Origin of the sequence: Arsenophonus endosymbiont of Aleurodicus floccissimus (assembly GCF_900343025.1) — a bacterium.
Taxonomy (GTDB): Bacteria; Pseudomonadota; Gammaproteobacteria; order Enterobacterales; family Enterobacteriaceae; genus Arsenophonus.
Map to the genome: position 1 here is coordinate 197,029 of NZ_OUND01000002.1, position 12,546 is coordinate 209,574.

The following is a 12,546-nucleotide window of genomic DNA, read 5'->3' on the forward strand; positions in this document are numbered from 1 at the left end:
ATTAATTTACTTTGTTATAAGGGGAACACCTGGAGTTAAAAACCGTTCAGGTATAAAATTATCAAGGGAATATGTTTTACAGTATTCAATAAGTTGTCTGGCCGAATTAACACCCATTTTTTGATAAATAACCTGTAATTTATGATTTACTGTTATAGGTGAGAGATTTAAATATTTTGCTATTTCTTTACTACCGAATCTTTGTTGTAGTAAAAATATTATTTCAAGTTCTCGTTTGAAAAAAAACTACTTTATTGATAAGTTTTTAATGTACTGACAGCTTTTTTTTCATGATAGATAAATGGGTTTATATTGAGTATTTTTTTGCATTCCATAAAACTCCAATACACTCTTTATCTTTATTTAATAGGGGGATTTTTTCACTAATATACGGTATTAAGGTAGAACTTCCATTCCAATAATCTATTTCAATTACTCTCATCGTAGAGGATTCAATTTTCGTTAACTCATCATGTTCTTTAAGCTCGTGAAATAATTCACTCCAAGTAGTAGGAAAAGCTTCATCCATTTTACCTTCAATGGAAAAATTTTTGGGTGTATTTGTAAAAAGGCGGGCAGAATTATTCATATAAATATGCTCTGAATTTATACTTTTAATTCCACAAGGTTCATCAAGATTTTCTATCATCATAATAATTGAATCGATAATATTAATAGATATATCATTCATATTATTGCTCACCAAGACCCATTAATAACTTAGTAAACAATATTATATGCAATTTCATAAGGTGATAAGATAAATTAGAAAATTATTTTTTCTCAAAAAATATTTAATTTTTTAATCCTAAATTTGAACTTTGTCGTATTAAAAAATAACATTAAGATTATTAAATCGAAATAGTCGTTCACAGCAAAATAATTTTTTATTAAGTTATGCATTCAATATCAATACTTATATTGGAAAGCTTTCTGGACTATCTCAATAATAACTTGGCAAGATTGCAGATGGATGGAGCTCTATACCAGCAATAATACTCTTTTCACCAATTGAAAAAAGGCGAATAAGTCTATTTTTGATTTTAATCCGAATTTGCGGTAAATAAATAATAGAGTTATATCTTTTTGTAATACAACAACTATGTTAGCACCTGGCCTGTTATAGATTAACTCAAGCATTTTTACTATCGCCTTCTATTTTGGAGGCGATCCAGATAAAGTTTGCAGACCGGCACTAACTCCGGCGAGCCTTTTGGCTCCTCTACCTGAACCGCCATAGAGGGCACTACAAGCAGCACTGGTAAAACTTCTTACCAGTGTGTTAGTGAACAAGGCTGTAAAACCCTCGGTTATTGGCGTCTACCAATAATAATATTACTCTAGCTGATTACGTTTTATGGCTCAATAGTTAATTAAACAATTTACATCTTTACGTATATTGGCAAAATTATCTTAATTTACTCATTTTATTGAAGAGGTTACTGCTAATTTAAGATCACGGTTTTACTGTTAGATTATGTTGGTCTTTTGTCTGATTTTTCGATTTTTCTGCTATCCTGATAATAGAAAACTAATTTTTAAAAATATTAAATTTATCATTTTTATTAATGTAAAAAACTGTTTAATGCTTAATATATTAATATCGCTAAACCGTTTACAACCAGTCAACCATTCAAACAGTTATTTGCTTCTATCTATTATATTATTCTCTACTATGATTGATCAATGTTATTTTTATAACTCATTGGCCATTAGACGTTTTTCGATCAAATAGTTTAAGAATATCCCGCGCAGCCTGTCGACCCGCAGCCATTGCCGTTACAACCAGATCTGCACCATGCACGGCATCACCACCAGCAAATACTTTATCGTTACTAGTTTGTATCAACAAACGCCCTTGAGCTCCGGTTTGGAGCAACCCCAAATCATCAAGTTTAATATTATGTCCCCGCAACCAAGGCATGTCATATGGCTGAAAACCAAAAGCAATGATTAATACATCCACCGCCAGTTCAAATTCTGAACCGGCAATAAGTTGCGGCCTTCGCCGCCCATCTTTACCTGGCTCCCCCAACCGAACTCGGGTCAGTCTTAGCGCTGATACTTGTCAAGTATCATCTAATATAATCTGCTGAGGTGAAGTTAAATAAAAACTCAACGCCTTCTTTTCGTGCATTAATCACTTCTTTTTTCGAACCGGGTATACTCGCTTCGTCGCGTCGATAAGCACAAGTTACACTGGCTGCGCTAAGACACACTGCTGTACGCAGACAATCCATTGCAATGTCACCACCGCCTAATACCACGATATTTTTGCCTTTTACGTCAAAGGATAGCGAGGATCATCTTCTAATCCCATTACCCGTCTCGTGCTGGCAGTCAAAAAATCTAGCGCCTGAATTACACCTGATGCATGCTCATTTTCCAATCCAATATTCATCAAACCATAGGTTCCAATGCCAAGGAAAATAGCGTCATAATCATTAGCCAACATAGAGAAAGCAATATCCTCACCCATTTCGCAATTTAGATGAAACTGAATACCCATTGTACTGAAAATCTCGCGTCTAAAACTTAATAACTGCTTATCAAGTTTGAAAGGAGGTATACCAAAAGTAAGTAATCCACCGATCTCGGGATGACGCTCATAGACATCGGCCTTAACCCCCCACTCTTACAAGGATATCGGCACAACCAAGCCCAGCTGGTCAAGAACCTATTATCGCCACTCATTCTGAACCCCGGCTTACTTGTGATAAATTTAGTTGCCAGCCTTGTGCCAGTGCAGTGTCAATGATGTAGCGCTCCAAATTTCGAATAGCGACCGATCCCTCATGTTGTTTCATAGTACATGCACCTTCACATAACCGCTCCTGTGGATAGACGTGACCACATATTTCTGATAATGAACTGGACTGGTGACATCATTCAGCAGCTGCAATAATATTTCCTTCACTAACTAACTGAATGAAATATGGTATATAGTTATGCAAAGGGCATACTAAATTACAGGATGCTTTTTGTGCGCAATATAGGCAACGGCTGCTCTCATAACTAGCTTATTGTTGATTAAGCCCAATATAAATTTCTGCAAAGTGTTGAATACGTTTCCTGGGCAGAAACTTTCTGCGCTCCTTTTCGCAGCGATTTATTCAGTATCTGTTTACATCGTGGCTGTTTTTCAAGCTGGCGAAAATTTCTATTTACTGTTCTTTGTTGTCTCTTTTGACGCAAAGTTAACAACGATTGTTCATCAACAATCCGTAACGCTTGCGTGGGACAATGTTTCACACAAACTGGTTGGTCAGCATTAATTGTCTGACACATATCACATTTTTATGCCAGGGCGATATCTGAATCCACTATCGGCACCATATCAATGGCGCTAAACTAGCAGGCCACAATGCAACTTTTACAACAGATACAGCGAGTTTGATCAAGCTGAACCGTTGCGCTAACAAAACACAATGCATCCACCGGGCAACTGGTAATACAAGGAGCGTTATTGCAATGACGGCAGGTTACTGCAATACTATTTTTCGCGTCATTCAATACTCTTATACGCGGAACAAACTCACGAGTGCTCTGTGGCTAACGTTGATGATTATGAGCAACCACACAGGCAATTTCACAAACATGACAACCGATGCATTCACTTGAATCAGCAATAATTAATTTATTCATTCGCTCTCTTAGCTAGTAAGTTCAGGTATACTGTTACAATTAGGATGCAATAATTGGGCAAATATTTTTAATAATTTAGGCCTAACATAAAATTTTGCGATTCGCTTCAAAAATTTGCCCTTATCATGTTTAACACTACCCATCTTCTTGTCATAAATTATTCTCACTTTGAGAATGACGTATCACAGTGAAACCAGGAAATATCTCTTTTCGACTAATAAAAGTCGGATAAAAGTAAATTTTTCTACTATAGCAAGTAATATCGATTGTGATTTTAATGCAGAGTTGAAAACTAATAGCCGTAATCAGCAGCTTTTGCTTTATTCTCAAGATGAGAATTAGCCTCAAGTATAAAATAAGCATATTTGATCCTTGTTTAATGATACCTTCCTATTTATCGGCTCGGCCGACAACAAAACGTGACTTGATTCACGAATGGCACCAACATTTTTACTTCTTTATTTATATTAGCATGGGTTACGCATGGATATTGATATTTATTGAAATGCTGATTGAAGTAATTTAGACCAGTTTGTATGCCAAATACTGTTCTAACACTTACATTAACTGTTCTTTCCAAACACCGATCAGCCCTAGTTAACGAAATACTTCCCATTGGGCAAATGATATTTTACGGAATGCAACATGTTTTAGTGATGTATGCAGGCGCAGTCGCCGTTCCATTAGTTATCGGTAATGCTGTCGGCTTACCCGTAGAGCAAATTATTCTATTAATTAGTACTTATCTGTTTATCTGCGGAATAGCAACTATTGCCCAATCCTTGGGTTTTGGGTCATGGATTGGCTGTCGCTTACCATTAGTGAAAGGCTGCACATTTGCCACACTGGTTCCAATGATGCTAATCGGTAAATAGTATGGTATTAGCGGCATTTCCCACGCCGTAATTATCGCAGGATTATTCACGCTGATATGCGCACCCTGGATATGCCATCTTGTGCGTTTTTCCCTAAAATTGTCATGGGTTTGATTGTGACATTGATTGGGCTTTCGCTAATGCCCGTTGTAGTCAATTGGATTATTAGTAGCAATAGCGGAAGTATTTTACCGTTTGTCATAGCAGCTCTGACACTTATTATTCTTCATATCTATCACTTTATGACAGGAATGATCAAAATATTACTATGCTTCTTAGTTTAATAGGTGGTACGGTTATCTGGAGTTGCTTTCTGCCACTTGATTTTCATTTTTTCAATTCAACACCCTGGGTCAATTTTCCCCAAATTATGTGGCTAGCTAAGCCCGAATTTCACATTGTCCCGGTCGCATTGCTATCTATGGTTATGGTGGTGGTGATGATAGAAACCATGTCATCAATGATGATTATTGGTGATATGGTTGACAAAAAGGCCGATGCTATCACTTTACGTAACAGTTTCAACACCTGTGGTATTGCAACTATGGTAGGAGGGCTGTTTAGTCTTTTTCCCTATGCTGTGTTTGCTCAAAATGTTGGTCTGATTGGTCTTACCGGTGTGCGTAACCGCTTCGTTGTCTCCGTTTCGGGAGTGCTTCTCATTCTAATGGGGATGTTTGCCAAAATGGCCGCACTGGTTGTAGCAATTCCTAAACAGATATTAGGAGGAGCCAGCGTCATAATGTTTGGTATGGTCGCCATATCGGGAATTCGCACGCTCAGCAGTATTACCTATCGACATAATAATAACGAAATGATAGTAGCACTAACGTTAGCTCTTGGCCTGATGCCTATCATGGTAACACAGTTATTTGAAGGTTTTCCTAGCATGAGATGCAAATGTTCCTCCATAGTGGCATCACCATAGGTACAGTGATCGCTATTCTGGCCAATTTGACGTTTAATAAAGTATCGTCCACGCTGATGGAAGAAACAGATCCTTCTGTCAGCCAATATGTCACTATATGCCCCTATAAGAGCAATAAAACGATGGTTATTATTGAGAAAAACCGAGAAAAATCAGGAGAATTAGTAAAATAAAATCAACGATTAACGGCTGCATTTACTTATTAGCAAGTTAATCGTTAACATTTAAACAATAACCTAAACTTTAACCAGCGTTGAGTTTGTGGTTTTCACTAGCCTTTGTTATAAGTAACATACTTTAACTTAGGCTCAGCGAAAAGTGTTCTCAATAACACTATTTATCAATATAATAGCATCCAATATTAACTCTCTGGCCTCCAATACCTTTACTTTGTTGATAAAAATAGACGCCGCTATGTTCATTTTCACATAGTAAGGTGATGGTATAGTGAGTAGCTTGCCCTTCAAACTCTTCTTGGGCGTCAATTACACCAATATTTTACTCCACCAGGCGATAACGGTATTTTCCGTGGTATTGTTTGCGACTACTAAAAACATCATAATCGTATTTACTATTAGCGGAGAAAACCATTTTATAAAGTATACCATCCATCGAATTATCGGCAGAATAGGGTTGTGTGACTTCCATCAACAATGGTCGTTTGGTTAATTTATTCATTAAGCTGCAGGTTGTTGCATTCGCAGAGAATGCAGTTGTCAGTAAGTAAGCAATTGTTAATAGTTGAAACTTCCAGCGGCGCCTAATAAAAAGAAACTCGACAATCATAATCACTTCTATAATCAGATAGTTATAAAAATTATCAATTTTAAAAAAACAGAAATATATTAATGTTTATTATTTTTCATAGCTATTATGATTGGCTTATTTGTGCGATCTGTCCCATTGAAAATTGATAACTGATAATAATCAGATTTGATAAACATCTAAAAAAACATTGACTCATCTGCTAGCTCCAATTTTACTTTAAAATTGGATATTACGATAAAATATAATGTAAATAATATGTTAACATTTTAGTCGGTAGCGCCTAACTATATTATTAGAAGGCCCTGTTGAAAATCAAAATTCATATATTATACTAAAGTATATTTCTTAATATTGATGAGTTTTTTTATTTATTTTAACATATCAATCTACATGCTTTATATTAATCAATTGATTTATCTTTTAAATAGATAATTAAAGCATGCTTAAATTTATTAATATAGTTTTTATCTGCGCTGATTGTCTATGATAAAACATCTCCTAATGGTCTTTTTTTAATTGCTATTAAATATTAGTTTTTAGTATATTTAGTCAAGAATAAATATAATTTCTTAAATTTCAAGCAGTATTTTATATAAAATTAACACAATAAATAAATAAATAAATAAATAAATAAATAAATAAATAAATAAATATTTAATCTAATAACCTATAATATTTATATAAATTTAAAATTTTTTTAAATCTTTGCTTATATTTTCATTTAATTTATTTCAATATTAAATAAATTAATGTATTCTATCATTTCTAATGATTATCAAGATAAGGTTTAATAGCTTAATATAATAAATAATATAGCAATTACTAATTTAATATAAAAATTTTAATAGAATAAATACCATTTATCATTAGCTATATTCAATTTAGTTTTACTATAACTAATTAATAAAACAACATGCTGGTGATAAAGCCAATTATCGTCTTATACTGTTTTTTATTGTTAATGAAATATTAAAAATAAATTATTTTTTCAACCAAAAAATAAAGGCCAAGAAAGAAAATGAAGATCCAAAAATACACTTAATGATAAACTAGCTTTAGTTGCAAAATCCGTATTATAAATGGTATTTAACAAAAAACTTTTATGTTGGAAAATATCTCAATCTAGCAATAATGATAATTATCAAAATCACTTTATAAAACAGTATTTAAGTTTTTTTTCTTTTTTAAGAAAAAATAATACTTTTGGTAATTAAATTTTAGAAATTCACATAAAAAAGGATAAATAACATGGAAAAGTCGATAGAAAAAATCATTTACCCATCAAAATGGCTACTTTTTCCTGTTTATATAGGACTATGATTTGGATTTATTTTACTCACTTTAAAATTTTTTCAGCAGATAACTCATATCATTTCTGAACTTTTTACTATCACTGAATCAGTGATTAATATTAACGGTTTTATCACTGGTTGGTGGACTTTTAGTTATAGTGATGTTTTCAGGTTACGAAAACTTTATTTTAAAAATGACCGTTGATGATAGACATCAAAAATTAAGCTGGATGGACAAAATGGATGTCAATTCCATTAGAAATAAAGTTGCCTCATCAATTGTTGCTATTTCTTCAGTTCATCTTTTACGACTATTTATGGAAACTGAAAAAGTAGCCGATAATAAAATAATGTGGAGTGTAATTATCCATTTAGCTTTTTTTATCTGACTTTGGCATGGCTTATATTGATAGAATGAGTAAAAATACCAAAAGTTAATGAATCTAATTAAATCATCCTATCCAGTGCTATATAAAGAAAAATTATCTCCTTTGCGCCAGGGTTAGATAAACATATTCCGATAAATTACAGTAAAAAATAGTCAGTTAATTTGCCGGTTATTTAATAAAATTTAAAGTCGTTAAAATATTAAACGACTTAAAGTAAAACATTTTAATCAAAAATAAAGCCAATTAAAGAACCGTTTGTGATCTAAAAACAGTAACAACTCTCGACCTTTAGGCCGAGAATATATCAATGTAGCTTTAAACTTAATAGGTCATTGCCTGAAATAAATCTGCCTGCTGATGTGGAGTGATTGTTTTAGTTTACATGCTATTTTCCAATACAGAAGCTGGAAAAAATACGACCTAATAAGTCATCCGTGCTAAATTCCCCTGTAATTTCACTTAATGCCTGTTGAGCCAAACGAAGTTCTTCTGCTAATAACTCACTAGAGTGAGCAAACACTAACTGTTGATAACCTTGCTGTAAATGCTCTGCGGCAATTTAAGTGCTTGAATATGACGGCGTCTGGCTAAGAATCCGCCTTCTATATGATGATTAAATCCAATGCTTTCTTTCAAATATTGACCTAATAAATCAGTACCTTCTTTGCGATAGGCTGACAGGCGAATAAGTGCGTAATTACTAACTTTTGTTATCGTTATTGGTTCATTAGTAATATCGACTTTATTTCTAATTACCGTAATAGGTAAAGATTTCGGCAATCGCGCCATAAATTCCGGCCAAATCTGCGCAGGTTCAGTTGCTTCTGTAGTGGTGCTATCCACCATAAATAATATATGATCCGCTTGCTCTATTTCTTGCCAGGCTCGCTCAATACCTATTCTCTCAACTTCATCTGTCGCTTCACGCAAGCCTGCCGTGTCAATAATATGCAGTGGCATACCATCAATATGAATATGTTCACGTAATACATCTCTGGTTGTGCCAGCAATATTCGTTACAATCGCCGTTTCACGGCCAGATAGCGCGTTTAATAAGCTAGATTTACCTACATTCGGTCGTCCTGCAATCACAACTTTCATGCCTTCTCGCAATAAGCTGCCTTGATAAGCTTGTAAACGCACACTATCCAAATGGGTTATCACCTTATTCAATTTTGTTTCTATCTTACCATCAGATAAAAAATCAATTTTTTCATCTGGAAAATCAATTGCAGCTTCAACGTAAATACGTAAGTTAGTAAGCGCTTCCACTATTTCATAAATCTGCTGTGAGAAAACACCTTGTAACGAATTTACCGCTGAACGAGCAGCTTGCTCAGTACTTGCATCGATTAGATCAGCAATAGCTTCCGCCTGAGCTAAATCCATTTTGTCATTAAGAAATGCGCGCTCAGAAAATTCACCTGGATTAGCAATCCGAATCTCATTGATAGATAAAATCCGCTTAAGTAATAAATCAATAATGATAGGCCCACCATGTCCTTGTAATTCAAGAACATCTTCACCAGTAAATGAGTTGGGGGCGGGAAAATAGAGGGCAATTCCCTGATCTAACACTTTGCCATTGTTATCATAGAAAGGCAGGTAATCCGCATAGCGAGGCCGAGGTACTTTACCTAAAACAATGCGGGCAACTTCAACAGCTTTTGGCCCTGATATTCGCAAAATACCAACACCACCACGTCCAGGAGGGGTTGCCTGCGCAATAATTGTATCATTAGTATATATACTCATTTTACTCTCAATTTTTACCATAAATATGATTAAGGCGGTCTAATACCCGCCTTAATACATTTTCTATTTTGTTATTTCTTCAATTGCAAATAACAAAATGCCAAAACTTATTTTTTATCGCGACTATTATGTAGGCCACGCTTTTCTAATCCATGATAAATAATTTGTTGCTGGATAATCGTCACCAGGTTACTAACGATATAGTATAAAACCAAACCAGAAGGAAACCACAAGAAAAATACCGTAAAAATAACCGGCATATAGGTCATAATCTTCTGTTGCATAGGATCAGTTACTGTCGTTGGCGACATTTTCTGAATAATATACATCGTCAAACCCATTAATAACGGCAAAATATAGTATGGATCCTGAGCTGATAGATCTTGGATCCAACCAATAAAGGGAGCATGATGCAGCTCAACAGAACCCATCAACATATAATATAAAGCTAGGAAAATAGGCATCTGAATCAATAAAGGCAGACAACCACCTAATGGATTGACTTTTTCTGCTTTATAGAGAGCCATCATTTCTTGGCTCATACGTTGCTTATCATCACCAATCCGTTCTTTCATCGCCGCAAGTTTGGGCTGCAATAGGCGTATTTTTGCCATTGAAGTATATTGCGCTTTGGTTAATGGATACATAATCCCGCGCACAATAAAAGTAATAACAATGGTGGAAAAGCCCCAATTACCGATAAAACCATGAATAAATTTCAATAGTTTAAATAATGGTTGAGAAATAAACCACAGCCAACCATAGTCCACAGTTAAATCTAAATGTGGTGCAACTGCTGCCATTTCCGATTGTAATTCAGGACCTACCCACAAGGTTGAGGTGTAATTTCCTTTACTATTAGCCGCAACTGTTATCGGCAAACTCTTATAGCCAATAATAGCAATGACTTTATCTAAATCGATTGTATAACAGGCGTTTTGATTCTGATAGCCAGGGATCCACGCTGTAGCAAAATATTGCTGCAACATTGCGACCCAACCACCTTTAGTATTAACATTTAAATTATTATCAGTAATATCACTGAAACTGTATTTTTTATAATTTGTTTCATCGGAAGAATATGCTGCACCACGATAAGTATGTAAGGCAAAATTATTACTTCCTGTATCACGCTCTTTTGGTAGTTCTGCAGTCTGTTTTAACTGACCAAAAAAAGCTAGCATCAATGGTTTCGCACTATTATTGTCAATATTATACTCAACAGAAATATTATATTTACCACGTTTTAATAGATAGACTTTCTGATAAACCACTCCATCTTTACCAGTAAAGGTAAGAGGAACACGCAGTTCATCTTGGCCATCTTGCAACACATAACTGGTTGCATTTGAGAGATATAAAGGACGCAATCCATTATTGTAGTCAGGGTTATCGGGACCATCCTGACCGATCAAGCCGCTCTGTGCTTGATAAATAAAATCTTTACTGGTTTCCAATAAAAGAAACGGATCAGATGAATGTAATTCCTTCGGGTAAAGCAATAGCTCAGCCTGATCAATATCGCCGCCACGGGTATTGATGCGTAATTCAAGCACATCGGTTTTTACTGTGATAAATTTAGCTTGCTCATGACCTAGATTAGCTTGGTCATCATGACTTGGCATATCCATTTGTTTTACGATTTGGTCTGTCTTTATAGGTTGTGTTTTATCACTTTTCCATGTCTGCCAAATTAAAAACGAAACAAATAGCAAAGCGATGAATAAAAGATTGCGTTGTGAATCCATCGTTAATGTTCTCTATTATGGTCATTCTGTCTAGGCGGAACAGGATCGTCACCACCTCTATGTAAAGGATGGCATTTTAATACGCGTTTCATCATTAACCAACCACCTTTTATCAATCCAAATCGATATAGTGCTTCGATCCCATATAGGGAACAGGTAGGGTTGAAACGGCAGCGCGGCCCTAACAATGGACTTACTATCAATTGATAACCTCTTATTATCGAGATTAAGAACCGCGAGCCAAACGACAGTGACGACGCCATAATTTGCCTAATGTTTCAGTGATTTCTTGATTATCCAAATCAGCAACCCCCTTTCTTACTAGTATCACAAAATCCATCGAAGGCAATTCATGCTGATGTAAACGAAAATATTCTCTCATTAATCGCTTAATTCGATTGCGTTCATGTGCCCGTTTAACATTTTTTTTTGCGATAGTAAGACCGATGCGCGGGTATCCCAGCTCATTGAGGCGTCCAAGAATGGTGATTTCTGGAGAACTTGCCCGTTGTGGCTGCTGAAAGACATAATCAAAATGCCTGGGAGGTAATAATCTTAACTCCCTAGGAAAAGCAAGCATAACCACTTCGATAGGGTTATTACTTTGAAGAAACGGTCAAACGAGCGCGGCCTTTAGCACGACGACGAGCCAAAACCTGACGACCATTTTTAGTGGCCATACGAGCACGGAAACCGTGAGAACGGTTACGTTTTAGTACGGACGGTTGAAAAGTGCGTTTCATAGCGGTTTCTACCTAACTTAATAAAATAGTTATTATTGATTCAGTAAATTCGTGGGTGACCAGTGGAACAAACAATACTGATATATCCAATCGCAACAACACTAATATATATAGCAAAGAGGCAGGATTGTAATAAAATATCTAGAATTACGTAATAGCGGAGAAAAATTTAACGCCTTTCTTCTCCACGATTAGCTACGATAAAACTTAAAACGAGAATATTCTACTTTTCTTTTTTACCAAGCACTGCCAGAAAACTGAAAAAATGATGATATCACACACAAGGTGCAAAATTATACGGATTCTCATGGAAATCTCAAGGATCATTAAAAGATCAAAAAATTATTTGGCTCAAAGTAGAGACTAATAGTCCAGTTTGATTTAAAGTTATCTGTTACTAGGT

Annotated in this window: 10 protein-coding genes and 4 pseudogenes; 5 read left to right on the forward strand and 9 right to left on the reverse strand. The window is 35.0% G+C overall.

Annotation, left to right across the window (positions count from 1 at the left end; genetic code table 11):
* Window positions 1-6: 6 nt before the first annotated feature.
* From ARADI_RS20950 to ARADI_RS08455, 3 genes and pseudogenes are all read right to left on the reverse strand, one after another.
* A pseudogene (locus tag ARADI_RS20950) lies at window positions 7-225 on the reverse strand (helix-turn-helix transcriptional regulator); the annotation flags it as partial.
* 82 nt (window positions 226-307) lie between these two features.
* Window positions 308-691 (reverse strand): hypothetical protein, encoded by a 384-nt coding sequence (locus ARADI_RS08450; RefSeq protein WP_119711779.1) that lies wholly within the window; start codon window positions 689-691, stop codon window positions 308-310.
* Between the two features lie 1,011 nt (window positions 692-1,702).
* Window positions 1,703-3,336 (reverse strand): annotated as a pseudogene (locus ARADI_RS08455) (FAD-dependent oxidoreductase).
* Window positions 3,337-4,268: 932 nt separating this feature from the next.
* Here ARADI_RS08455 and ARADI_RS21645 point away from each other — a divergent pair.
* The 4 genes from ARADI_RS21645 to ARADI_RS21660 are packed head-to-tail and all read left to right on the forward strand — an operon-like array spanning window position 4,269 to window position 5,621.
* Window positions 4,269-4,520, forward strand: coding sequence for a solute carrier family 23 protein (locus ARADI_RS21645; protein WP_238149294.1), 252 nt, complete (start codon window positions 4,269-4,271; stop codon window positions 4,518-4,520).
* A gap of 56 nt (window positions 4,521-4,576) precedes the next feature.
* Complete coding sequence (locus ARADI_RS21650) at window positions 4,577-4,804, forward strand: hypothetical protein (protein WP_238149295.1); 228 nt, start codon at window positions 4,577-4,579, stop codon at window positions 4,802-4,804.
* The gene (locus ARADI_RS21655) at window positions 4,789-5,448 is read left to right on the forward strand and encodes a solute carrier family 23 protein (protein ID WP_238149296.1); all 660 of its coding nucleotides are present in this window, start codon (window positions 4,789-4,791) and stop codon (window positions 5,446-5,448) included. The genes ARADI_RS21650 and ARADI_RS21655 overlap by 16 nt, the downstream gene beginning before the upstream one ends.
* Entirely contained in the window at window positions 5,421-5,621 is a 201-nt protein-coding gene (locus ARADI_RS21660; protein ID WP_238149297.1) for a hypothetical protein, read from the forward strand. Before ARADI_RS21655 ends, ARADI_RS21660 begins: the two co-directional genes overlap by 28 nt.
* Window positions 5,622-5,946: 325 nt before the next feature.
* On the opposite strand, the gene ARADI_RS08465 is transcribed toward ARADI_RS21660, so the two are convergent.
* Complete coding sequence (locus ARADI_RS08465; protein ID WP_119711780.1) at window positions 5,947-6,234, reverse strand: hypothetical protein; 288 nt, start codon at window positions 6,232-6,234, stop codon at window positions 5,947-5,949.
* Window positions 6,235-7,464: 1,230 nt separating this feature from the next.
* Here ARADI_RS08465 and ARADI_RS08470 point away from each other — a divergent pair.
* Window positions 7,465-7,946, forward strand: a pseudogene (locus ARADI_RS08470) (TIGR00645 family protein).
* A 336-nt stretch (window positions 7,947-8,282) separates the two neighbouring features.
* On the opposite strand, the pseudogene mnmE reads toward ARADI_RS08470, so the two are convergent.
* The 5 genes and pseudogenes from mnmE to rpmH form a co-directional block, all read right to left on the reverse strand.
* Window positions 8,283-9,646: pseudogene (mnmE, locus tag ARADI_RS08475) on the reverse strand (tRNA uridine-5-carboxymethylaminomethyl(34) synthesis GTPase MnmE).
* Window positions 9,647-9,759: 113 nt separating this feature from the next.
* On the reverse strand, window positions 9,760-11,400 hold the full coding sequence (gene yidC / locus ARADI_RS08480) for a membrane protein insertase YidC (RefSeq protein ID WP_119711781.1): 1,641 nt from the start codon (window positions 11,398-11,400) through the stop codon (window positions 9,760-9,762).
* 2 nt (window positions 11,401-11,402) lie between these two features.
* Entirely contained in the window at window positions 11,403-11,663 is a 261-nt protein-coding gene (yidD, locus tag ARADI_RS08485; protein WP_119711782.1) for a membrane protein insertion efficiency factor YidD, read from the reverse strand.
* Complete coding sequence (rnpA, locus tag ARADI_RS08490) at window positions 11,627-11,986, reverse strand: ribonuclease P protein component (RefSeq protein WP_119711783.1); 360 nt, start codon at window positions 11,984-11,986, stop codon at window positions 11,627-11,629. The genes yidD and rnpA overlap by 37 nt, the downstream gene beginning before the upstream one ends.
* A gap of 13 nt (window positions 11,987-11,999) precedes the next feature.
* Window positions 12,000-12,143: a 50S ribosomal protein L34 gene (rpmH, locus tag ARADI_RS08495; RefSeq protein ID WP_004906236.1), complete on the reverse strand. Its 144-nt coding sequence runs from the start codon at window positions 12,141-12,143 to the stop codon at window positions 12,000-12,002.
* Between the last annotated feature and the right edge of the window lie 403 nt (window positions 12,144-12,546).